20 protein-coding genes are annotated in these 23,185 nt (G+C 61.0%); 16 read left to right on the top strand and 4 right to left on the bottom strand.

The genetic code is table 11. From position 1 onward, the window contains the following. The first annotated feature begins 43 nt into the window (after positions 1 to 43). The 13 genes from pepB to D781_RS16150 all read left to right on the top strand — a co-directional run bounded on the left by pepB (position 44) and on the right by D781_RS16150 (position 13,509). The gene (gene pepB, locus D781_RS16210; RefSeq protein ID WP_015673418.1) at positions 44 to 1,339 is read left to right on the top strand and encodes an aminopeptidase PepB; all 1,296 of its coding nucleotides are present in this window, start codon (positions 44 to 46) and stop codon (positions 1,337 to 1,339) included. A 66-nt stretch (positions 1,340 to 1,405) separates the two neighbouring features. Next, on the top strand, positions 1,406 to 2,239 hold the full coding sequence (gene sseB, locus D781_RS16205; RefSeq protein ID WP_015673417.1) for an enhanced serine sensitivity protein SseB: 834 nt from the start codon (positions 1,406 to 1,408) through the stop codon (positions 2,237 to 2,239). Positions 2,240 to 2,425: 186 nt separating this feature from the next. Continuing rightward, a complete protein-coding gene (gene ndk, locus D781_RS16200) occupies positions 2,426 to 2,851 on the top strand; it encodes a nucleoside-diphosphate kinase (RefSeq protein WP_015673416.1) in 426 nt (141 codons plus the stop codon). Between the two features lie 261 nt (positions 2,852 to 3,112). Beyond that, positions 3,113 to 4,309, top strand: coding sequence for a bifunctional tRNA (adenosine(37)-C2)-methyltransferase TrmG/ribosomal RNA large subunit methyltransferase RlmN (locus D781_RS16195; RefSeq protein WP_015673415.1), 1,197 nt, complete (start codon positions 3,113 to 3,115; stop codon positions 4,307 to 4,309). Between the two features lie 94 nt (positions 4,310 to 4,403). Then, complete coding sequence (pilW, locus tag D781_RS16190; RefSeq protein ID WP_015673414.1) at positions 4,404 to 5,141, top strand: type IV pilus biogenesis/stability protein PilW; 738 nt, start codon at positions 4,404 to 4,406, stop codon at positions 5,139 to 5,141. After that, entirely contained in the window at positions 5,131 to 6,111 is a 981-nt protein-coding gene (gene rodZ, locus D781_RS16185) for a cytoskeleton protein RodZ (protein ID WP_015673413.1), read from the top strand. Before pilW ends, rodZ begins: the two co-directional genes overlap by 11 nt. 50 nt (positions 6,112 to 6,161) lie before the next feature. Then, positions 6,162 to 7,283, top strand: a complete 1,122-nt coding sequence (gene ispG, locus D781_RS16180; protein WP_015673412.1) for a flavodoxin-dependent (E)-4-hydroxy-3-methylbut-2-enyl-diphosphate synthase — start codon at positions 6,162 to 6,164, stop codon at positions 7,281 to 7,283. Positions 7,284 to 7,410: 127 nt separating this feature from the next. Then, positions 7,411 to 8,685 (top strand): histidine--tRNA ligase, encoded by a 1,275-nt coding sequence (hisS, locus tag D781_RS16175; protein ID WP_015673411.1) that lies wholly within the window; start codon positions 7,411 to 7,413, stop codon positions 8,683 to 8,685. A 13-nt stretch (positions 8,686 to 8,698) separates the two neighbouring features. Then, the gene (locus D781_RS16170; RefSeq protein ID WP_015673410.1) at positions 8,699 to 9,319 is read left to right on the top strand and encodes a YfgM family protein; all 621 of its coding nucleotides are present in this window, start codon (positions 8,699 to 8,701) and stop codon (positions 9,317 to 9,319) included. 12 nt (positions 9,320 to 9,331) lie between these two features. Next, positions 9,332 to 10,513 (top strand): outer membrane protein assembly factor BamB, encoded by a 1,182-nt coding sequence (gene bamB, locus D781_RS16165; RefSeq protein ID WP_015673409.1) that lies wholly within the window; start codon positions 9,332 to 9,334, stop codon positions 10,511 to 10,513. A gap of 175 nt (positions 10,514 to 10,688) precedes the next feature. Beyond that, on the top strand, positions 10,689 to 12,182 hold the full coding sequence (gene der, locus D781_RS16160; protein WP_015673408.1) for a ribosome biogenesis GTPase Der: 1,494 nt from the start codon (positions 10,689 to 10,691) through the stop codon (positions 12,180 to 12,182). A 132-nt stretch (positions 12,183 to 12,314) separates the two neighbouring features. Further along, a complete protein-coding gene (locus D781_RS16155) occupies positions 12,315 to 13,271 on the top strand; it encodes an AEC family transporter (RefSeq protein ID WP_015673407.1) in 957 nt (318 codons plus the stop codon). A 13-nt stretch (positions 13,272 to 13,284) separates the two neighbouring features. Further along, entirely contained in the window at positions 13,285 to 13,509 is a 225-nt protein-coding gene (locus D781_RS16150) for a zinc ribbon domain-containing protein (protein ID WP_015673406.1), read from the top strand. Positions 13,510 to 13,527: 18 nt separating this feature from the next. On the opposite strand, the gene D781_RS16145 is transcribed toward D781_RS16150, so the two are convergent. From D781_RS16145 to D781_RS16135, 3 genes are all read right to left on the bottom strand, one after another. Next, positions 13,528 to 13,869, bottom strand: coding sequence for a protealysin inhibitor emfourin (locus D781_RS16145; protein ID WP_015673405.1), 342 nt, complete (start codon positions 13,867 to 13,869; stop codon positions 13,528 to 13,530). Then, positions 13,869 to 14,894, bottom strand: a complete 1,026-nt coding sequence (locus D781_RS16140) for a M4 family metallopeptidase (protein WP_015673404.1) — start codon at positions 14,892 to 14,894, stop codon at positions 13,869 to 13,871. The genes D781_RS16145 and D781_RS16140 overlap by 1 nt, the downstream gene beginning before the upstream one ends. A 61-nt stretch (positions 14,895 to 14,955) precedes the next feature. Continuing rightward, positions 14,956 to 16,038, bottom strand: coding sequence for a LacI family DNA-binding transcriptional regulator (locus D781_RS16135; protein ID WP_015673403.1), 1,083 nt, complete (start codon positions 16,036 to 16,038; stop codon positions 14,956 to 14,958). Positions 16,039 to 16,360: 322 nt separating this feature from the next. Between D781_RS16135 and D781_RS16130 the strand changes: the two genes are divergently transcribed. Continuing rightward, entirely contained in the window at positions 16,361 to 17,668 is a 1,308-nt protein-coding gene (locus D781_RS16130; protein WP_015673402.1) for an MFS transporter, read from the top strand. An 11-nt stretch (positions 17,669 to 17,679) separates the two neighbouring features. Beyond that, positions 17,680 to 20,043 (top strand): glycoside hydrolase family 31 protein, encoded by a 2,364-nt coding sequence (locus tag D781_RS16125; protein WP_015673401.1) that lies wholly within the window; start codon positions 17,680 to 17,682, stop codon positions 20,041 to 20,043. 34 nt (positions 20,044 to 20,077) lie between these two features. Here the strand turns inward: D781_RS16125 and xseA are convergent, their stop codons facing one another. Further along, positions 20,078 to 21,454 carry an exodeoxyribonuclease VII large subunit gene (gene xseA, locus D781_RS16120; protein WP_015673400.1) on the bottom strand — a complete coding sequence of 459 codons (1,377 nt, stop codon included), beginning with the start codon at positions 21,452 to 21,454 and terminating at the stop codon, positions 20,078 to 20,080. A gap of 169 nt (positions 21,455 to 21,623) precedes the next feature. Here xseA and guaB point away from each other — a divergent pair, with 169 nt between their 5' ends. Next, positions 21,624 to 23,087, top strand: coding sequence for an IMP dehydrogenase (gene guaB, locus D781_RS16115; RefSeq protein WP_015673399.1), 1,464 nt, complete (start codon positions 21,624 to 21,626; stop codon positions 23,085 to 23,087). The last annotated feature ends 98 nt before the right edge of the window (positions 23,088 to 23,185 follow it).

Here is a 23,185-nt window from a genome sequence, read left to right as displayed (position 1 = left end):
CACCTGAAGTTATGACGGGCATAAAGCATATACGGAGTAGGCTATGACGACTGAAACCATGCAGATTACCCTGTCCCACCAGCCCGCCGATGCGCGCTGGGGCGAAAAAGCCCTGCTGAGCACCAACAATGACGGCATCACCATTCACCTGACCGGCAACGGCAAACTGGGCGCAATTCAGCGCGCGGCGCGTAAAATCGACGGCCAGGGCATCCGTCAGGTGACGCTGGCCGGCGAAGGCTGGGGCCTGGAGCAAAGCTGGGCGTTTTGGCAGGGGTTCCGCGGGCCGAAGGGCCAGCGCAGCGTTGAATGGCCGCAGCTGTCCGCTGACGACCGCCAGGAGCTGGACCGCCGCCTGAAGATCGTCGACTGGGTGCGCGACACCATCAACATGCCGGCGGAGGATCTGGGGCCGGAGCAGCTGGCGACCCGCGCCGTCGACCTGATGTGCGACGTCGGCTGCGATGCGGTCAGTTACCGCATTATCAAAGGCGAAGATCTGCGCGAGCAGAACTATGCCGGCATCCATACCGTCGGCCGCGGCTCTTCGCGTCCGCCGGTGCTGTTGGCGCTGGACTACAACCCGGGCGGCAATCCGGACGCGCCGGTATTCGCCTGCCTGGTCGGCAAAGGCATCACCTTTGACACCGGCGGCTACAGCCTGAAGCAGAGCGCCTTTATGGATTCGATGAAGGCCGATATGGGCGGCGCGGCCACGGCGACCGGCGCGCTGGCGCTGGCGGCGGCGCGCGGTCTCGACAAGCGGGTGAAGCTCTACCTGTGCTGCGCGGACAATATGGTCAGCGGCAACGCCTTCAAGCTGGGGGATATCATCCGCTATCGCAACGGTAAAACCGTCGAGGTGATGAATACCGACGCCGAAGGGCGCCTGGTGCTGGCCGACGGCCTGATCGACGCCTCCGAACAGCAGCCGGAACTGATTATCGACTGCGCCACCCTGACCGGCGCGGCGAAAACCGCGCTGGGCAATGACTACCACGCGCTGTTCAGCTTCGACGACGCGCTGGCGCAGGATCTGCTCAGCAGCGCGCAGGAAGAGCACGAGCCGTTCTGGCGTCTGCCGCTGGCGGAGTTCCACCGCAGCCAGCTGCCGTCCAACTTTGCCGAGCTGAACAACATCGCCGGCGCGGCCTACAGCGCCGGCGCCAGCACCGCGGCGGCCTTCCTGTCGCACTTTGTCACGCGCTATCAGCAGGGCTGGCTGCACATCGACTGCTCCGCCACCTACCGCAAAGGCGCGGTGGATCAGTGGTCTGCCGGCGCGACCGGGCTGGGCGTGCGCGCCGTCGCCAACCTGCTGCTGAGCAAAGCGAAATAACGCTGAACATATCGTTAATAGATGTAAGGGGCCGGAGCGTTGGCCCCTTAATAATTGGAGTTGGTCATGAGTTCCCACCATCACGATACCGTCGCCGCTGACGACAATGAACTGGAGCGCCTGCTGAAGCTGGCGGTCAGCGAGGCGGCGCACCGGCCGGCATTTTTCCGCGAGCTGCTGGAGTCCACCGTTTATATTCTCGGCGACGGCGAGCAGGTGCAGCAAGAAGGCAATATTACGCTGGATGCCGATACGCCGGTGAACATTCAGCACTGGGAAAAGCAGGACGGCAGCAGCGTGGTGCCGTTCTTCTCGTCGCTGCGTCTGCTGCAGCAGGCGGTGGAGGACGAACAGCCGTTTATCGCCATGCCGGCGCGGGTGCTGTTTGAAATCACCCAGGGCGCCGAGCTGTTCCTGAACCCGAAGGCCGAGTACGGCAAAGAGTTTTACCCGGAAGAAGTGGCGATGCTGCTGGTAAACGGCGGGGTGAGCAAGCCGGTTGAACACTATATCGACAAGGATTCGCAAATCCTGCTCGGCCAGCCGGAGGTGTATCCGGCGGCGATGGTGGATGCGCTGACCACGCTGTTCAGCCAGCGTAAGCCGGTGCGCCGGGCGTTTCTGGCGCTGATGCACGATCGCGCGCTGGATGAGAAACCCAACCTGCTGGTAGGGGTGGAAGTGGACGGCGATGCGGCCGAGATCGACGCGCTGATTCAGGAGGCGGGTAGCGTTGCCAGCGAGGCGCTGGCGGATGATGAACCGGTTGACTTCTGCCTGGTGTCGGAAAAAGAGCGCGGCGTCAGCCACTATCTGATCGCCCATACCCAGCCGTTCTATCAGCGGCGCTGGGGCAGCTGGCTGCGCAATATCATTCCTTCCACCGATACCAGCCAATAACGGCGCAGCGTGACGCGCCTGCGGGCTTTGGCGGCGAAATCGACGCCGGCGCTAATATTTTTTTAAAGAAATGTTGGTTTTCCCGTAGGCAAGCGTTAATAGCGCACATATAATTTGCGCCACTTGAACAAGGCCGGCGGATTTTTTCTGAGTCCGGCCGTATTAGGAAGTCAGACTGAGGCCATTATGACCGTAGAACGTACCTTTTCCATCGTTAAACCAAACTCCGTAGCCAACAACGACATCGGCGCTATCTATGCGCGTTTCGAGCGTGCGGGTTTCAAAATCATCGCCGCTAAAATGCTGAAGCTGAGCCGTGAGCAAGCTGAAGGCTTCTACGCTGAGCACAAAGGCCGTCCATTCTTCGATGGTCTGGTTGAGTTCATGACCTCTGGCCCAATCATGGTGCAGGTTCTGGAAGCGGAAAACGCTATCCAGCGCAACCGCGACATCATGGGCGCAACCAACCCGGACAACGCGCTGGCCGGCACCCTGCGTGCTGACTTCGCTGACAGCTTCACCGCTAACGCGGTGCACGGTTCCGACTCCCCGGAATCTGCTGCGCGTGAAATCGCTTACTTCTTCAACGACAGCGAAATCTGCCCGCGTTGATAGCGTTGGTTTCTTCCGACGAAAGATCATATTCACCGGCTGAAACAATAAAAATGCCCTGAATGCGTTCCCGTCGTGGAAACTCGCTACTAAAATTTGTACAATGCCGCGCCCTGGATGAGTCAACTTGTCCAGGGCGTGTTTTATCCCGCCAGAGTCCGCCGCCCAGAAAGCGCCGGCAGGGATAACAACACACTTCGCCCATTCTTGTTCCCGAGAGGGAGCCAGCCATAACGTGTAATAACGAGGCTAAAGATCATTATGTTAGAACCCATCGCGTCCGAGCACACCGTGTCTGAAAATAATTCTATGCAAGATCAATCCGTTAAAACGGAGCAACCGGCTGCCGCCAAAATTAACCTGCTGGACCTGAACCGTCAGCAGATGCGTGAGTTTTTCGCCTCGCTGGGGGAGAAACCGTTCCGCGCCGACCAGGTCATGAAGTGGATCTATCACTACTGCTGCGATGACTTCGAGCAGATGACCGATATCAATAAGGTGCTGCGCGGCAAACTGCAGCAGATTGCCGAAATTCGCGCGCCGGAAGTGGCCGAAGAGCAGCGCTCGAGCGATGGCACCATCAAGTGGGCGATCAAAGTCGGCGACCAGCAGGTCGAAACCGTCTATATCCCGGAAGCCGACCGCGCGACGCTGTGCGTCTCCTCGCAGGTAGGCTGCGCCCTGGAGTGTAAATTCTGTTCCACCGCGCAGCAGGGCTTTAACCGCAACCTGCGCGTATCGGAAATTATCGGCCAGGTGTGGCGCGCGGCGAAAATCATCGGCGCGCAGAAGGTTACCGGCCAGCGTCCGATCACCAACGTGGTGATGATGGGCATGGGCGAGCCGCTGCTCAACCTGACCAACGTGGTGCCGGCGATGGAAATCATGCTTGACGATTTCGGCTTCGGCCTGTCGAAGCGCCGCGTTACGCTGTCGACCTCCGGCGTGGTGCCGGCGCTGGACAAGCTGGGCGACATGATCGACGTGGCGCTGGCGATCTCGCTGCACGCGCCGAACGACGCGGTGCGCGATGAGATCGTGCCGATTAACCGCAAATACAACATCGAAGCCTTCCTGGCCGGGGTGCGCCGCTATCTGGCGAAGTCCAACGCCAACCAGGGGCGGGTGACGGTGGAGTACGTGATGCTGGATCACGTCAACGACAGCACCGACGACGCGCATCAGCTGGCGGAAGTGCTGAAGGATACGCCGTGCAAGATTAACCTGATCCCATGGAACCCGTTCCCGGGCGCGCCGTATGGCCGCAGCTCCAACAGCCGGGTCGATCGTTTTTCCAAAGTGTTGATGGAATACGGCTTTACGACTATTGTTCGTAAAACCCGCGGCGATGATATCGACGCGGCCTGCGGCCAGCTGGCGGGCGAGGTGATTGACCGCACCAAGCGCACGCTGAAAAAGAAAATGGCCGGGGAACCTATCAAGGTGCAGACGGTCTGAAATCTATAGGAAGATTTTAGTTATCTAACAGCCTGTTATGTAAACAGCAATCCCTCAGGCGATCGGGTAACATCGTACAAGGAGTTTAAACGGCATGAAGCTGAAACCCTGGGGATGGTTGTTGACGGCAGGCCTGTTGGCCGGCTGCGCCGGCTCCGCGCCGGACAACCCGGCGGCGGCGCAGACGCGTTTGCAGCTGGGTTTGGCGTATCTGCAGCAGGGCAACCTGGAGGCGGCGCGCAAAAATCTGGCGAAGGCGGCGGACGCCGCGCCGCAGGATTACCGGACCCAACTGGGAATGGCGCTGTACCAGCAGCGCGTCGGCGCGTCCGACGCCGCGCGGCAACGCTATCAGCAGGCGCTGAAACTGGCGCCGGGCAATGGTAGCGTCTTGAATAATTACGGTGCGTTTCTTTGCAGTTTAGGGCAGTATGTAGAGGCGCAACAGCAGTTTAGCGCAGCGGCATCAGCCGCCGATTACGGCCGGTTCGCCGACAGTCTGGAGAACGCGGGTTACTGTTTTTTCCAGGCGGGTCAGTACGATCGGGCGCGGCCGCTGCTGATCAAGGCCTTAAAGGCTGAACCGGATAAAGGTTCGCCGCTGTTGGTCGAGGCTGAAAAGCAATTTGGTGCGGGGAAACGTGCGCAGTCGCAGTTTCTATTGGATGTTTATCAGCACGTTCTGCCGGCCAGTGCCGACAGTTTATGGTTACAGATTCGTTTCGCCGCGTTAGCCGGCCGCCAGGACAGCGTTCAGCGTTATGGCAGGCAGTTGGCGCGAAGTTTTCCACAATCCAAACAGTACCAGCAGTTCTTAGCCGATGAATACTGAAGCCTCCCAAGACAAAACCGTATCCATGACGACAGGCGAGCGTCTGCGTCAGGCCCGAGAGCAGCTCGGGCTGAGTCAGCAGGCCGTTGCAGAACGCCTGTGTCTCAAAATGTCGACCGTACGCGATATCGAAGCGGACAACCTGTCGGACGATCTGGCTTCGACCTTCGTGCGCGGTTACATCCGCTCTTACGCCAAGCTGGTGCATGTGCCGGAAGATGAGCTGTTGCCGGCGATGGCCAAACAGGCGCCGGTAAAAATGGCCAAGGTGGCGCCGATGCAAAGTTTTTCATTGGGCAAGCGGCGCAAAAAGCGCGACGGCTGGCTGATGAGCTTTACCTGGCTGATCCTGTTTGTGGTGGTCGGTCTGACCGGCGCCTGGTGGTGGCAAAACCACAAGGCGCAGCAGGATGAGATCGCCAACATGGCCAACCAGTCGTCGGCGCAGCTGTCGCAGCAGAGCGAAGGCCAGTCGGTGCCGCTGACGGACAATAATGCCGATACGCAGACGCCGGCGGCGGATGCCGGTTCGGCGCCAGCGCCGGCCGATAGCACGGCAGCTGCGCCTGCGGCCTCCGCACCGGCGGCGGGCGGCGATGCTGCCGCACAGCAGCAGCCTACGGTAGTGGCGCCAAGCCAGGCCAGCATCCCTGATGCCGCGCGGGCCGACAACGGCGCGTCCCTGCCGACCGGCGATGCCGCGGTTGCCGCACCGGCGGTCGATCCGAATGCGCTGGTGATGGATTTTTCCGCCGATTGCTGGTTGCAGGTGACCGACGCCAGCGGTAAAACGTTGTTCAGCGGCATGCAGAAAAGCGGCGGCAAGCTGAACCTGACCGGTACAGCGCCTTATAAACTGACCATCGGCGCGCCGGCGGCAGTACAGATTCAATATCAAGGTAAACCGGTAGATTTAAGCCGGTTTGTGAAGTCAAACCGTGTTGCCCGTCTGACCGTTGCCGCGCAGTGATTGCGCGGCTGGCGTCTTGAGTGATGAGCAGCAATGGAGAAGAGTAAGTGATGCATAACCAAGCACCCATTAACCGTCGCAAATCAACACGCATTTACGTCGGCAAGGTGCCCATTGGCGACGGCGCGCCGATTGCGGTGCAGTCGATGACCAATACCCGTACTACCGATGTCGCAGCCACGGTTAACCAGATCAAGTCGTTGGAACGCGTCGGCGTTGATATCGTCCGCGTTTCCGTACCGACCATGGACGCCGCCGAGGCGTTCAAGCAGATCAAGCAGCAGGTCAACGTGCCGCTGGTGGCGGACATTCACTTCGATTACCGCATCGCCCTGCAGGTGGCCGAATACGGCGTTGACTGCCTGCGCATCAACCCCGGCAATATCGGCAACGAATCGCGCATTCGCTCGGTGGTTGACTGCGCGCGCGATAAAAACATCCCGATTCGTATCGGCGTCAACGGCGGTTCGCTGGAAAAAGATCTGCAGGAAAAGTACGGCGAACCCACGCCGGAAGCGCTGCTGGAATCCGCGATGCGCCACGTCGATATTCTCGACCGTCTCAACTTCGACCAGTTCAAGGTCAGCGTGAAAGCCTCCGACGTTTTCCTGGCGGTGCAGTCGTACCGTCTGCTGGCCGCGCGTATCGATCAGCCGCTGCATCTGGGCATTACCGAGGCCGGCGGCGCGCGCAGCGGGTCGGTGAAATCGGCTATCGGCCTGGGGCTGCTGCTGTCGGAAGGCATCGGCGATACGCTGCGCATCTCGCTGGCGGCGGATCCGGTGGAAGAGGTGAAGGTCGGCTTCGATATTCTGAAATCGCTGCGCATCCGTTCACGCGGCATCAACTTTATCGCCTGCCCGACCTGCTCGCGTCAGGAGTTTGACGTTATCGGTACGGTCAACGCGCTGGAGCAGCGCCTGGAAGATATCATCACGCCGATGGACGTCTCGATCATCGGCTGCGTGGTGAACGGCCCGGGCGAGGCGCTGGTTTCGACCATGGGCGTGACCGGCGGCCACAAGAAAAGCGGTTTCTACGAAGACGGCGTACGCCAGAAAGAGCGCTTTGACAATGAGCAGATGATTGACCAGCTGGAAGCCAAAATCCGTGCCAAAGCGGCGATGATGGATGAAAGCAAGCGCATCACGGTCAACATGCTGGAAAAGTAAGCACTATTGCCGGGCAGGCCTGATGTCTGCCCCCCAGATGAACCCGGGGGCGCTTGCGCATTGAATCGCGCAGGCGAAAGTCCCTATAATCGGGTTCATTTTTATATAAAACGAACAGAGAACTCACGTGGCAAAGAACATTCAAGCCATTCGCGGCATGAACGATTACCTGCCGGCAGAAACGGCATTATGGCAGCGTATTGAGAGCACCCTGAAGCAGGTGCTGGGCAGCTACGGTTACAGCGAAATCCGGTTGCCGATTGTAGAGCAGACCCCGTTGTTTAAACGCGCCATCGGTGAAGTGACCGACGTCGTGGAAAAGGAGATGTATACCTTCGACGACCGCAACGGCGAAAGCCTGACGCTGCGCCCTGAAGGGACGGCGGGTTGCGTACGCGCCGGCATCCAACATGGTCTGCTGTACAATCAGGAACAGCGTCTGTGGTATATCGGCCCGATGTTCCGTTACGAACGTCCGCAGAAAGGCCGCTATCGTCAGTTCCATCAGCTGGGCGCCGAGGTGTTCGGCCTGCAGGGGCCGGATATCGACGCCGAACTGATCCTGCTGACCGCACGCTGGTGGAAAGCGCTGGGCATCGCCGAGCACGTTAAGCTGGAGCTGAACTCCATCGGTTCGCTCGAGGCGCGCGCCAACTACCGCGATGCGCTGGTGGCGTTCCTGGAGCAGCACGTCGAGGTGCTGGATGAAGACTGCAAGCGCCGTATGTACAGCAACCCGCTGCGGGTGCTGGACTCGAAGAATCCGGACGTGCAGGCGCTGCTGAACGACGCGCCGCGCCTGTCCGAGTACTTGGATGACGAGTCGAAGACCCATTTCGACGGCCTGTGTGAACTTTTAACCGCCGCCGGTATCCCATATAGCGTTAATGAGCGTCTGGTGCGCGGCCTGGATTACTACAACCGCACGGTGTTTGAGTGGGTCACCACCAGCCTGGGCGCGCAGGGCACCGTGTGCGCCGGCGGCCGTTACGACGGCCTGGTCGAGCAACTGGGCGGCCGCGCCACGCCGGCGGTCGGCTTCGCCATGGGGCTGGAGCGTCTGGTGCTGCTGGTGCAGGCGGTGAACCCGGAATTCCAGCCCGATCCGACGGTGGATATCTATGTTATCTCCTCCGGCGCGGGCGCGCAGAGCGCGGCGATGCGTCTGGCGGAGCAGGTGCGCGACGCCGCACCGCAGCTGAAATTAATGACTAACTACGGCGGCGGCAACTTCAAGAAGCAAATCACCCGCGCGGATAAATGGGGCGCTCGCGTGGCGCTGATCCTGGGTGAAGACGAAGTGGCGCAGCAGCAGGTGGTGGTGAAAGACCTGCGTAGTGGTGAACAAGAAACGCTGGCGCAAAGCGAACTCGCGGCGAAGCTGGCTTTGATGTTAGGTTAAGGAGAAGGACACCGTGGAAGTCTATACCACCGAAAACGAACAGGTTGACGCTCTCCGCCGCTTCTTTGCCGAAAACGGCAAGGCGCTGGCGGTTGGCGTGGTGCTTGGCATTGGTGCCCTGGTTGGCTGGCGTCTCTGGCAGAGTCATCAGGACTCCAATATGCTGGCTGCCTCCCAGTCTTATCAGCAGACCAGCGAAGCGCTGGCTGCCGGCAAATCGGGCGACGTCGCCGCTGCGGAGCAGTTTATTCAGGCGAACGGCAACAGCTACGGCGTGATGGCGGCGCTGGAGCTGGCGAAGCATTTCGTTGAACAAAAAGATTTTGCGAAAGCGGAACAGCAACTGGTATTGGCGCAGGGGAAAGCGAAAGAAGACAACCTGTTGTCAGTGGTTAACCTGCGTTTGGCGCGCGTCCAACTGCAGGAAAAAAAGCTGGATGAAGCGCTGAAAACGCTGGATGGCGTCAAGGGCGAAGGCTGGGCGGCGATGCTGGCGGATATCCGCGGCGACGTACTGCTGGCGAAAGGCGACGCCAAAGGCGCGCGTGAAGCCTACAGCAAAGGTCTTGAATCCAATCCTTCTCAGGCTCAGCAGGCGCTGCTGCGCATGAAATTGAATAACTTGTCCAGCTAAGGGGAATTCCCAATGCAATTGCGTAAAACACTCTTGGTCGGGCTGGTTTCCGCCGCCCTGCTGAGCGGTTGTTCGCTGTTCAACAGCGAAGAAGACGTGGTCACCATGTCTCCGCTGCCAAAAGTTGAAAATCAGTTTACTCCGAGCAAAACCTGGAGCACTTCGGTTGGCGACGGCATTGGCGAATACTATTCGCACCTGCGTCCAGCCTATCAGGACGGCACCGTGTATGCTGCTGACCGTCATGGCATTGTGAAGGCGCTGGACGCCGACAGCGGTAAAGAAAAGTGGAAGGTTGACCTGTCCGAGAAAACCGGCTTCTTCTCAAGCAACCGTTCAGCCCTGCTGTCCGGCGGCGTGACGGTTGCCGGCTCCAACGCCTATGTGGGCAGTGAGAAGGCGGTGGTTTACGCGCTGAACACCTCTGACGGCACGCTGGCCTGGCAGGCCAAGGCCGCCGGTGAAGTGTTGTCCCGTCCGGTGGTGAGCGACGGCATGGTGCTGGTGCACACCAGCAACGGCCAGCTGCAGGCGTTTAACGAAGCCGACGGCGCGGTGAAGTGGACCGTTAACCTGGATATGCCGGCGCTGTCTCTGCGCGGCGAATCCGCACCGTCCACCGCCTACGGCGCGGCGATTGTTGGCGGCGATAACGGCCGCGTCAACGCCGTACTGATGCAGCAGGGCCAGCTGATCTGGCAGCAGCGTATTTCCCAGCCGAGCGGCGCGACGGAAATCGATCGTCTTAACGACGTCGACACCACGCCGGTGATCGTTGACGGCGTTGTCTACGCATTGGGGTATAATGGCAACCTGGCGGCGCTGGATCTGCGCTCCGGCCAGATTATGTGGAAGCGCGAGCTGGGCTCAGTGAGCGACTTTATCGTTGATGCCGGCCGTATCTATATGGTTGACCAAAACGACCGCGTGATCGCCCTGAGCACCGAAGGCGGCGTGACCGTCTGGACGCAGAGCGAGCTGCTGCACCGTAACCTGACGCCGCCGGCGATGTATAATGGTTATCTGGTGGTGGGCGATTCCGAAGGCTATCTGCACTGGATCAACACTACCGACGGCCGTTTCGTCGCTCAGCAGAAAGTGGACAGCTCCGGCTTCCTGTCTGCGCCGATGGTGGCGGGCGAGAAGCTGGTGGTGCAGGCCAAGGGCGGCGAGGTTTACGCATTTACCCGCTGAGCCCGGTAGCTCCGGCTCTGAGACCCGCAGGCCAGGGCGTCATCGCCTGACGCCGTGCGGGCACAACGGCTCCTGAAACGTTCAGGGGCCGTTTCGTATTTTTATAAGCTGCGCTGCCGGTGTCCATCCGTAGCGTGGTAACGCATTGATAATTTAAGTAATAGAGGCTTCAACAATGATACCTGTCGTCGCGCTGGTCGGGCGCCCGAATGTGGGTAAATCCACCTTGTTTAACCGTTTGACACGTACGCGCGATGCGCTGGTGGCGGATTTCCCCGGGCTCACGCGTGACCGCAAGTATGGTCGTGCCGAAGTAGAGGGCAACGAATTTATCATCATCGATACCGGCGGCATTGACGGTACCGAAGATGGCGTCGAAACCCATATGGCCGGCCAGTCGCTGCTGGCGATTGAAGAAGCGGATATCGTGCTGTTTATGGTGGATGCGCGCGCCGGGCTGATGCCGGCCGATCAGGGCATTGCCCAGCATCTGCGCAGCCGTCAGAAGGCGACCTTCCTGGTGGCCAACAAAACCGACGGCATCGACCCGGATATGGCCAGCGCCGATTTCTATGCGCTGGGTCTGGGCGAGGTATACCCTATCGCCGCCTCACACGGCCGTGGCGTCACGCAGCTGATTGAACACGTGCTGGTGCCGTTTGTGCCGGAAAAAGAGCAGGAAGTCGAGCTCAGCGAAGAAGAGGCCAACGCCGCCTACTGGGCGGAGCAGAACGGCGAGCTGGAAGAAGAGGGCATTCCGGCTGACGAGGAAGAAGACTTTAACCCGCAGGATCTGCCGATCAAGCTGGCGATTGTCGGCCGGCCGAACGTCGGCAAATCCACGCTGACCAACCGTATCCTCGGTGAAGAGCGCGTGGTGGTGTACGACATGCCGGGCACCACCCGCGACAGCATCTACATTCCGATGGTGCGCGATGAGCGGGAATATGTGCTGATCGATACCGCCGGCGTGCGTAAGCGCGGCAAGGTGACGGAAACCGTTGAGAAGTTCTCGGTGATCAAAACGCTGCAGGCGATCGAAGACGCCAACGTGGTGCTGCTGGTGATCGATGCGCGCGAAGGCATCTCCGATCAGGATCTGTCGCTGCTCGGCTTTATCCTCAACAGCGGTCGCTCGCTGGTGATTGCAGTCAACAAGTGGGACGGCATGAGCGAAGAGGATCGCGAGCACGTCAAAGAGATGCTCGACCTGCGTCTGGGCTTCGTTGACTTTGCCCGCGTGCACTTTATTTCTGCGCTGCACGGCAGCGGCGTCGGCAACCTGTTTGAGTCGGTGCAGGAAGCGTACGAGTGCGCCACGCGCCGCGTTAATACCTCGCTGCTAACCAAAATCATGAATATGGCGGCGGACGACCACCAGCCGCCGCTGGTGCGCGGCCGTCGCGTGAAGCTGAAGTACGCCCACGCCGGCGGTTACAACCCGCCGATCGTGGTGATCCACGGCAACCAGGTGACCGATCTGTCGGACTCCTATAAGCGTTACCTGATGAACTACTTCCGCCGCTCGCTGAACGTGATGGGGACGCCGATCCGCATCCAGTTCAAAGAGGGGGAGAACCCGTTTGCCGGCAAACGCAACACGCTGACGCCGACCCAGATGCGCAAGCGCAAACGCTTGATGAGCCATCTGAAGAAAGGCAAAAAATAAACCGGATATACCTAAACCAAGAGGTATGGCGGAGAGAACAGGGCGCGGCGTTGACTGCGCCCTTTTTTATTTAGCCAAAATCGTTTTATTATCTGAGCATTATTGTTGCCGCATTAAGTCTGAAGGAACACCATGTCCTGGGAAACCTGGAATTTCGCATTCAGCGTTACCGTACCGAATTTACTGATGATGCTGCTGGGCGTGTTCCTGCGCCAGCGGCGACTGATGGACGACCGTTTTATCGACGGCACCAGCAAACTGGTGTTCAACCTGGCGCTGCCGTGCCTGCTGTTTTTCAGCATTGCCACCAACCATCCGCACATTCTGGCTAACCTGCCGCTGGTGATGTACGGCGCGCTGGGCACCGTCGCCACCTTCCTGATGTTGGAGATCGCCGCGAAGTGGCTGGTGAAAGAGCCGCGTGAGCGCGGCGTCTTTGTGCAGGGCGGCTTCCGCGCTAATACCGCCATCGTCGGCCTGGCCTACGCGATGACCGCCTACGGCGAAGAGGGCGTGGCGCTGGGTTCGCTGTACCTGACGGTCACCGTGATTTTGTTCAACGTGCTGTCGGTGTTCACCCTGACGCGCAGCCTGCAGGGCGGGCCGGATAAGAAAGTCAGCCATCTGTCCCTGCTGCGCGGCATCGTCACCAATCCGCTGATTATCGGCCTGGTGTGCGGGCTGGCGTATGCGCAGACCGGGCTGGGCATCCCGCAGGTGCTTGTGCAGACCGGCGGCTATATCTCCGGCCTGTCGCTGCCGCTGGCGCTGCTGTGCACCGGCGCCAGTCTCGATCTGCGGGCGATGTTCCGCTCCTCCAACGTGGCGGCGCTCTCCTCAGCGGCCAAGCTGTTTGTGGTGCCGATGCTGATGACGCTGGGCGGCTGGCTGTGCGGCTTTGAGGGCGCGGCGCTGGGGATTATTTTCCTGTTTTCCGCCACGCCGACCGCCTCCGGCAGTTACGTGATGACGCGGGCGATGGGCGGCAATGCGACGCTGGCGGCCAATATTATCGCCATCACCACCGTCGGCTCTTTCTTCACTACCGCGCTGGGGATTTACTTCTTACGTTCCTGGGGCGCAATCTGACAGGAGAAAACGGATGGACGCACTGTGTCCCGATTGCGATCAGCCGATGACATGGGTGAACGGTCACTTTCATTGCCAGGGTTGCCGGCGCGACTACCGGCAACTGGCGGACTGCCCGGAGTGCGGGCAGCCGCTGCAGGAGCTGAAGGCCTGCGGTGCGGTGGATTACCTGTGCCAGCACGGCCACGGGCTGATTAGCAAAAAGCGCGTGCGCTTTCGCTATCTGCCGTTGGACTGAGACGCTGGCGCCGCGCGGCTATTTATCCACCTGGCCGGTCTCCCACAGATCGACCAGCGCCTGCGGCGCCTCGCTTTCCGGGATCAGCAGCACGATCTGGCTGCTGCCGACCCGATCGGCGTAATCGATCTGCACGCGAAAGTAGCGTTGGTCGCCGCAGCCGGGAGAGTCGGGCTGTCCTTCCTCGCGGGCGTAGGGCAGCGACTGATTGAGCAACTGCTCGAGACGCGCGCATTCATCCGGCGAGATATCGGCGATAACGATGCGCCGCAGCCCGGCCAGCTTGGGGATAAAGGCAAAGCCGCCTTCCCGGGCCAGCTCAATCACCGTTCCCTGGCTGAGCGCCGGCAGCGGACGCATTACTCCACCCCCACTTGCCGCCAGGCTGCCTGTACTTTATCCGCCACCTGTTGGCTAAAGCGTTGGCCGGCGTGTTTCACGGTCAGCCTGGCGAAGGTGGCGAAGTCGGCATCCTGCGGCAACGCTTTGTCGCACAGCGTGTCGTACCACACCACGCCGGCCTGTTCCCAGGCGTAGCCGCCCAGGGCGCTGGCCGCCAGATAAAACGCGCGGTTGGGAATGCCGGAGTTGAGGTGTACGCCGCCGTTATCCTCTTTGGTGTCGATATAGTCCTGCATGCTGGCGGGCTGCGGGTCCTTGCCCAGCAGCGGATCGTCATAGGCGGTGCCGGGGGCGGACATCGAGCGCAGCCCCTTGCCGTTGATGCCCTTGGCCAGCAGGCCTTCACCGATCAGCCAGTCGGCCTGGTCGGCGGTCTGCTTCAGATGGAACTGTTTGACCATGGAGCCGAAGACGTCGGACAGCGACTCATTCAGCGCGCCGGCCTGCTGAAAATAGACCAGCCCGGCTTCGCTTTCGGTGACGCCATGCGCCAGTTCGTGGCCGACGACGTCAATGGCGATGGTGAAGCGGTTAAAGATTTCACCGTCACCATCGCCGAATACCATCTGCTGGCCGTTCCAGAAGGCGTTCTGGTATTCGCGGCCGTAATGCACGCTGCCGGTCAGCACCAACCCCTGGTTGTCCAGCGAGTTGCGCTTAAAGGCCTGCCAGAAGAAGTCGTAGGTGACGCCGAGGTAGTCGTAGGCTTCGTCCACCGCCACGTCATGATTGCTGGGTTGCCCCTCTTTGCGCACCGCCTTGCCCGGCAGCTGGGTGCCGTTTTGCGCGTCATAGATATCGCGCATCACGCTGCCGGCGGTGGCGCTCTGGCTGCCGGCGGCGCGCAGCGGCATATTGCCGAGCAGGCTCTGTACGTGGTTCAGCGTATGCTGGGCGCAGTCGCGCTGCGGTACGCTGCCGTGTTCAACGATCCGTCGCAGGATGTAAGGCGGAATAACGGAACGAGCAAGCAGGTCAGACATTATGGCTCTCCTTAGGCTGTCGCGCCTGTTAACGCATCAGATGCACGCCATTAAGTGTAGTTCACGCGTCGTAGAGCTTGTGATGGTAAGTGCTCACCGCCGGCGTCGCCTGCTGCGCGTTGAGGCGCTTGACCGATTCGCGGATCGCCAGCCGTCCCTGCAGCAGCTGGTTACAGACCGGGGCGTCCGGCCGCAGCATGCGCCGCTGCAGCAGCTGGATGGCTTCAAAGCCCAGCTCGTCGCGCGGCACGTGCAGCGACGTCAGCGGCACATCGTGGATTTCCGCCAGATTAAAACCATCCATGCTCATCACGGACATATCGTTGGGTACGCTGAAGCCGAGCCGCTGCAGGGCGTTCACCGCGCCGACCGCCATATAGTCGCCGCCGGCCAGCACCGCCGTCGGCAGCGCGTCGCGGTCGCCGAGCTGGCCGATAAACGTTGTGAGCGCCTGCTCGGCCTCCGCGCTGCCAAAGCCGGAGGTGGTGACCAACTGCCGGCTTTCATCGAACGGCATATGCTGCTGCAGATACGCCTGGCGAATACCGGCCAGCCGCAGCTCCATGGTGTGGCGGCGCAGACACTGCAGGTGCAGGATGCGCTGGTGGCCCTGCTGCAGCAGATAGCCGGCGGAAAATTCGCCGATGCGCTGGTGGTCGGGAGAGATGCTGTCGAGCCGCATGCTGCGGTCGCTGCAGTTGATTAATACGCAGGGCTTATGCAGGTCGGCGGCCAGCGCGTGGATATGCTCATCGTCGATGCCGATAATCAGCGCCGCCTGGGTTTGCGCCTCATTCATCTTGCTGAGGAACAGCGCCCCGTCGCTGTGCGTCTCTTCCAGCGCGCAGTAGCGGATCCGGACCTCGTGCTGCGCCAGCGCGGCGATAATCCCCTGAATCACCCGGTAGTAAAAAATATCGGTGCGCACGTCAAACGCGCGCTGCGGCGCAAACACCATCACGCTGTTGAGCATCAGCCGTCCGCTGGAAATCGCCTGCAGAATGCCGTTGCGCTCGGCGCACTCCAGCACCTTCTGCCGCGCGCTGCTGCTGGTATTGGCCTTGCCCGCCAATACCCGGGAAACCGTACTGATCGACAGACCGGTTTGGCGGGCAATTTCCTGCACTTTCAGCTTTCCGTTCATTTTGTGATCCCGTTCAAATCGCGTGATGAAAATTTTTTCATCACGGCGGATTAGCGTATTTACTGGCGTTACCGACCTGCAGCGCCGTTGTTACTTAATGTATGAGAATTTTTGCAAAAAACCACGTTTCTCTCCTTACCGCGGGCCGATAGTCTGATCTGGTTCACCAATTTGCCCGAGTTATCAGGCCAATTTGGCGGTTTTACTGCACCGGAATGTCGTAGCAGGGCGGGGTTTGTACGCCGCTGTTAATCCCTCCGAATAACACATGTACCCATAAATAAGGCTGAGGTGACATAACCGACGCCGCGGAGCAGAGAAGATGAGTGTTGAGATAAACCAGGAAGCCGTACACAGCGGACGGCGCAAGTTCAAATCGTTACGCTGGTGGATGCTGGCGCTGTTTCTGTTGGGGGTAACGGTCAACTACATTACCCGCAACTCGCTGGGCATTTTGGCGCCGGAGCTGAAAACCAGCCTGAATATGACCACCGAGCAGTATTCCTGGGTGGTCGCCGCTTTCCAACTGGCATACACCCTGTTCCAGCCGCTGTGCGGCTGGCTGATTGACGTGATTGGCCTGAAGATGGGCTTCCTGATTTGCGCCAGCGTCTGGGCGCTGGTCTGTATGCTGCACGCCGGCGCGGGCAGCTGGCTGCAGCTGGCGATCCTGCGTTTCTTTATGGGCGCATCGGAAGCCGCCGCCACGCCGGCCAACGCCAAGGCGATCTCCGACTGGTTCCCGAAAAAAGAGCGGCCGATCGCCGCCGGCTGGGCCGGGGTGGGTTTCTCCATCGGCGCGATGCTGGCGCCGCCGATTATCGTGGTGGCCCATGTTTCGTTCGGCTGGCAGGGGGCGTTTCTGTTCTCCGGCGCGCTGGCGATGGTCTGGGTGTTGCTGTGGTGGCGCTTCTACCATGCACCGCAGCAGCACCCTAATCTGAGCCAGCAGGAGCTGGCGCTGATCGGCGCGGACAATGAGCCTGAACTGGCGCGCCTGCCGTTCTTTAAATCCCTCAAGCTGCTGGCCAGAAACAAAAAATTCTACGGCATCGCCATTCCGGCCTTTCTCGCCGAGCCGGCCTGGGCGGTTTTCAGCTTCTGGGTGCCGCTGTATCTGGCCAGCGAACGCGGTATGGACCTGAAGCAGATCGCCATGTTCGCCTGGCTGCCGTTCTTGGCGGCGGATATCGGCAGCGTCGCCAGCGGCTATCTCACCGCGCTGTACCGCAAATGGTTCGGCTGCACGCGCGTGAATTCGGTGGTCGCCAGTTCGGTGACCGGCGCTTTCATGATGGTGTCGCTGGCGTTTGTGGCGATCACCAAAGATCCCTATCTGGCGATCCTGCTGATTTCGATCGGCGGCTTCGGCCACCAGGTGATCTCCTGCATGCTGAGCGCGCTGGTGGTGGAGTCGTTCGACAAAAACCAGGTGGCGACGGTTAACGGCATGCGCGGCTCCAGCGCCTGGATCGCCAGCTTCCTGTTTACGCTGCTGATCGGCGCGGTGTCCGACACCGTCGGCTTCGGCCCGCTGTTTGTGGCGATGGGCTTTTTCGACCTGATCGGCGCGCTGTTCCTGATTGCCCTGATTGCCGAACGCGGCAAGAAAAAAACACTTAACCCGTAAGATGGATGCCTATGAAAACGCTAAAGAACTGGACCCTGGCCGGCCAATATGACGACCGCATCGAACTGCTGGTGGATGGACAGCACCTGTTTTGCCTCTACGTACTGGAAGAGGATCTGTTCCGCGTATTGCTGCAACGCAACGGCGAGCTGGCGCTGGACCGCACCTGGAGCATTGCGCCGCAGCAGGATGTGCCGTGGGAAGGGCGCGACCGCCTCAGCGTGGCGGGCTTTGGCCTGCCGGGCTACCGTCTGGAACAGCATGACCAGCGGCTGGTGGTGGCCAGCGCCGCGCTGCGGGTGACGGTGCACCAGCCATTGTGGCTGGAGTGGGAGTATTGCGGCGCCGACGGGCAGTGGCATCCGCTGGCGGCGGACCGGCCGACCAGCGCCTATCTGTTGAATGCGCACGGCGACGGCGTGGCGCACTATCAGCGCCGCTTCGGCGGCGAGCGCTACTACGGCCTGGGGGAAAAATCCGGCGATCTGGAGCGCAGCGGCCGCCGCTTTGAGATGCGCAACCTGGACGCCATGGGCTACAACGCCGCCAGCACCGATCCGCTGTATAAGCACATTCCCTTTACCATCACCCGGCGCGAGGACGTCAGCTTCGGCCTGTTCTACGACAACCTGAGCAGCTGCTGGCTGGATCTGGGCAATGAGCTGGATAACTACCATCCGGCCTACCGCCGCTATCAGGCGGAGGCGGGGGATCTGGATTATTACCTGTTCCTCGGGCCGCAGGTGCTGGACGTAACCAAAGCGTTGCTGCGCCTGACCGGTAAAACCCACTTCGGGCCGAAGTGGAGCCTGGGCTACAGCGGCTCCACCATGCATTACACCGATGCGCCGGATGCGCAGCAGCAGCTGCAGCAGTTTATCGCTCTGTGCCGCCAGCATGAGATCCCCTGCGACTCGTTCCAGCTCTCCTCCGGCTACACCTCGATTAACGATAAACGCTATGTGTTCAACTGGAACTACGACAAGGTGCCGCAGCCTCAGGCGCTGAGCGCGGCGTTTCATCAGGCGGGACTGAAGCTGGCGGCGAATATCAAACCCTGCCTGCTGCAGGACCACCCGCAGTACGCCGCGGTGGCGGAGCAGGGGCTGTTTATCCGCGATTCGCAAAGCGACGCGCCTGAACGCTCAAGCTTCTGGGATGACGAAGGCTCGCACCTCGATTTTACCAACCCGGCGACGGTGCGCTGGTGGCAGCAGGGCGTGACGCAGCAGCTGTTGGAGGTGGGCATTGATTCTACCTGGAACGACAACAACGAATACGAAGTGTGGGACGGTGAAGCGCGCTGCCACGGGTTTGGCCGGCCGATCGCCATCAAGCATATCCGCCCGGTGATGCCGTTGCTGATGATGCGCGCCTCGATGGAGGCCCAGCAGCGCTTTGCGCCCGGCCTGCGGCCGTACCTGATCTCCCGCTCCGGCTGCGCCGGCATGCAGCGCTATGTGCAGACCTGGAGCGGCGATAACCGCACCAGCTGGCAGACGCTGCGCTACAACATCCGCATGGGCCTGGGGATGAGCCTGTCCGGCCTGTATAACGTCGGCCATGACGTCGGCGGCTTCTCCGGCGACAAGCCGGACGCCGAGCTGCTGGTGCGCTGGGTGCAGAACGGCGTGATGCATCCGCGCTTTACCATCCACTCCTGGAACGACGACGCCACGGTGAATGAACCCTGGATGTACCCGGCGGCGACGCCGATGATCCGCCAGGCGATCAACCTGCGCTATCAGCTGATGCCGTATCTGTATACGCTGTTGTGGCAGGCCTGCGCCGAAGATGAGCCGATGTTGCGGCCGACCTTCCTGGATCATGAGCAGGACAGCCGCGTCTGGTGTGAGAACGACGACTTTATGCTGGGACGCGATCTGCTGGTGGCCAGCGTGGTGGAGCCGGAGCAGCGTGAGCGTACGGTGTACCTGCCGGATAATCAGGCGGGCTGGTACTGCTTCTACAGCGGGCAGTGGTTCAGCGGCGGGCAGAGCGTAACGTTGCCGGCGCCGCTGGAGCGTCTGCCGCTGCTGGTGCGGGCCGGCGCCGCTCTGCCGCTTTCGCGCCGTCTGGCGCACGTTGACGTGGCGGCGGATGACCAGCGAGAACTCAAGCTGTTCCCGCGGCAGCAGGGGGAAAGCTCGGGGCTGCTGTATGAAGACGACGGCGAGAGCGACGCCTGGCGGCAGGGCGGCGCGCTGTGGTTGCGCTGGCGCATGCGCTGCGACGCGCAGCGCATTACGCTGACGGTGAGTCGCGAAGGGGATTTCCGTCCGGCGTGGCGGCAGCTGGCGGTGACGCTGCCGGCGGCGGAAACGCGCGAACTGTGGATCAACGGCGAGCGGGCGAGCGGTTATACGCTGGACTAAATAAAACGGGCGCCGTGACGGCGCCCGCTGATGACTATTCCGCCGCGCGCTTCTTGCGCGGCTTTTTCACCTTACTGATGGTTTTCACTTCGCTTTCCAGCCAGCCGTCCTGCAGACGGGTTTTCAGGATCTCGCCCACCTGCGCCTGTTTGGTGGTTTTCAGCACTTCGCCGCGCGGGGTTTGCGTCACGCTGTAGCCGCGCGCCAGCGTTGCCAGCGGGCTGACCGCTTCCAGCTGGCTGCAGGCGACGCCGAAGCGCTGACGGTAGCCGTTCAACTGACGCTCCAGCGCCTGCTGCAGCCGGTATTCCTGCTGCTGAATGCGCTGCTGGCTGCGGTGAATGCGCCCCAGCGGCTGCACCTGATTCAGGCGCTGCTGCAGGCGTTCGCTGCGGCGTTCGCTGTGGCGCAGCTGATGCTGCATGCCTTCTTCCAGCCGGCGTTGCAGCTTGAACAGCAGCGTCTGCTGACGCGCCAGCCGCAGGTGCGGATGCTGTTGCTGCAGGCGGTGGTGCAGGCGGCTGAACTGCTGCTGGCGCTGCGCCAGATAGTAGTCCATCGCCATTTCCAGCCGCTGCTGCTGCGACTGCAGCTGGCGCAGCAGCTCCAGCTGATTGCGGCTGACCAGTTCGGCGGCGGCGGAAGGGGTCGGGGCGCGCAGGTCGGCGACGAAGTCGGCGATGGTAACGTCGGTTTCATGGCCGACGGCGCTGACTACCGGAATATGACTGGCGAAGATTGCCCGCGCCACGCGTTCGTCGTTAAAGCTCCACAGATCTTCCAGCGAGCCGCCGCCGCGGCCGACGATCAGCACGTCGCACTCATCGCGTCGGTTGGCGGCTTCAATCGCCCGGACGATTTGCAGCGGCGCGTCCGCGCCCTGCACTGAGGTGGGGTAGATGACGATCGGCAGCGACGGATCGCGGCGCTGCAGCACCTGCAGAATATCGTGCAGCGCGGCGCCGCTGGCGGAGGTGATCACGCCAAGGCGTTTGGCCGGGCTGGGCAGCGGCTGTTTAAACTGCTGGTCGAACAGCCCTTCGGCCGCCAGCTGCTGCTTGAGCTGTTCAAACTGCTGCTGCAGCAGGCCGTCGCCCGCCGGCTGCATGTTTTCGGCGATCAGCTGATAGTCGCCGCGCGGCTCATACAGCGTGATGCTGGCGCGCACCAGCACCTGCTGGCCGTTTTGCGGGCGGAAATTGACGCGGCGGTTGCTGTTGCGGAACATCGCGCAGCGTACCTGCGCGCGGTCATCTTTCAGCGTGAAATACCAGTGGCCGGAAGCGGGCTGGGAGAAGTTTGAGATCTCGGCGGAGAGCCAAATCTGCCCCATCTCCATTTCCAGGAGCTGTTTAACCGTCTGATTCAGGCGGCTTACGGTAAAAATGGACGGTGCGGTAGGTAGCGACATGTGACCCAGATCAAATTTCAAAACAACCACTTAATTGACTGATACTACATGCCTCAAACAGCTAATCAAGAGTTTTTGTAAGAAAGTGCTGGAGGCAACCGATTCCGCTCTGTATAATGCCGCGGCAATATTTTATCTTTTCCGCATCCACCCTGGTGAGATATTGCCCATGCTACGTATCGCTAAAGAAGCTCTGACGTTTGACGACGTTCTCCTGGTTCCAGCCCACTCTACCGTTCTGCCGAACACCGCAGAATTAGGCACTCAGCTGACCAAAACTATCCGCCTGAATATCCCTATGCTGTCCGCAGCGATGGATACCGTCACCGAATCCGGCCTGGCTATCGCGCTGGCGCAGGAAGGCGGCCTTGGCTTCATCCACAAAAACATGTCTATTGAGCGTCAGGCTGAAGAAGTCAGCCGCGTGAAGAAACATGAAAGCGGCGTAGTGACCGACCCGCAGACCGTAACCCCGTCCACCACGCTGAAAGAAGTCAAAGAACTGACCGAACGCAACGGCTTTGCCGGCTACCCGGTCGTGACCGAAGACAATGAGCTGGTCGGCATCATCACCGGCCGCGACGTGCGCTTTGTCACCGACCTGAACCAGCCGGTGACCGCGGTTATGACGCCGAAAGATCGTCTGGTGACGGTGAAAGAGGGCGAAGCGCGTGAAGTGGTGCTGCAAAAAATGCACGAGAAGCGCGTTGAGAAAGCGCTGGTGGTTGACGAAAGTTTCCACCTGCTCGGCATGATCACCGTAAAAGATTTCCAGAAAGCCGAGCGTAAGCCTAACGCCTGTAAAGATGAGCAGGGTCGCCTGCGCGTCGGCGCGGCGGTCGGCGCCGGCGCCGGCAACGAAGAGCGCATTGACGCGCTGGTCGCGGCAGGCGTTGACGTACTGCTGATCGACTCCTCCCACGGCCACTCCGAAGGCGTGCTGCAGCGCATTCGCGAAACCCGCGCCAAATATCCGGATCTGCAAATCGTCGGCGGCAACGTCGCGACCGCAGCCGGCGCCAAAGCGCTGGTTGAAGCCGGCGTCAGCGCGGTGAAAGTGGGCATCGGCCCTGGCTCTATCTGCACCACCCGTATCGTGACCGGCGTCGGCGTGCCGCAAATCACCGCCATCTCCGATGCGGTTGCCGCGCTGGAAGGCACCGGCATCCCGGTTATCGCCGACGGCGGCATCCGCTTCTCCGGCGATATCGCCAAGGCGATCGCGGCGGGCGCAGCCTGCGTGATGGTCGGCTCCATGCTGGCGGGCACCGAAGAATCTCCGGGTGAAATCGAGCTGTATCAGGGCCGTTCATTCAAGTCCTACCGCGGTATGGGCTCGCTGGGCGCGATGTCCAAAGGCTCTTCTGACCGTTACTTCCAGACCGACAACGCGGCGGACAAACTGGTGCCGGAAGGCATCGAAGGCCGCGTGGCGTACAAAGGCATGCTGAAGGCCATCGTACACCAGCAGATGGGCGGCCTGCGCTCCTGCATGGGTCTGACCGGCTGCGGCACCATCGACGAACTGCGCACCAAGGCGGAATTCGTGCGCATCAGCGGCGCCGGCATCCAGGAAAGCCACGTGCACGATGTGACCATCACCAAAGAGTCGCCAAACTACCGTATGGGCTAACCCACGGCAGAGATGTTTATGCGTAGCGGCGTGGCGCGCCACGTCGCTGGCCCCGCAGAGCGGGGCCATCACCACGCGCTTATTGTTGTTTTTTCTCC

Origin of the sequence: Serratia sp. FGI94, assembly GCF_000330865.1 — a bacterium.
Lineage (GTDB): Bacteria > Pseudomonadota > Gammaproteobacteria > Enterobacterales > Enterobacteriaceae > Serratia_B > Serratia_B rubidaea.
The sequence above is the reverse complement of the archived record's forward strand: the minus strand, read 5'-3'. Positions and strand labels throughout refer to the sequence as shown.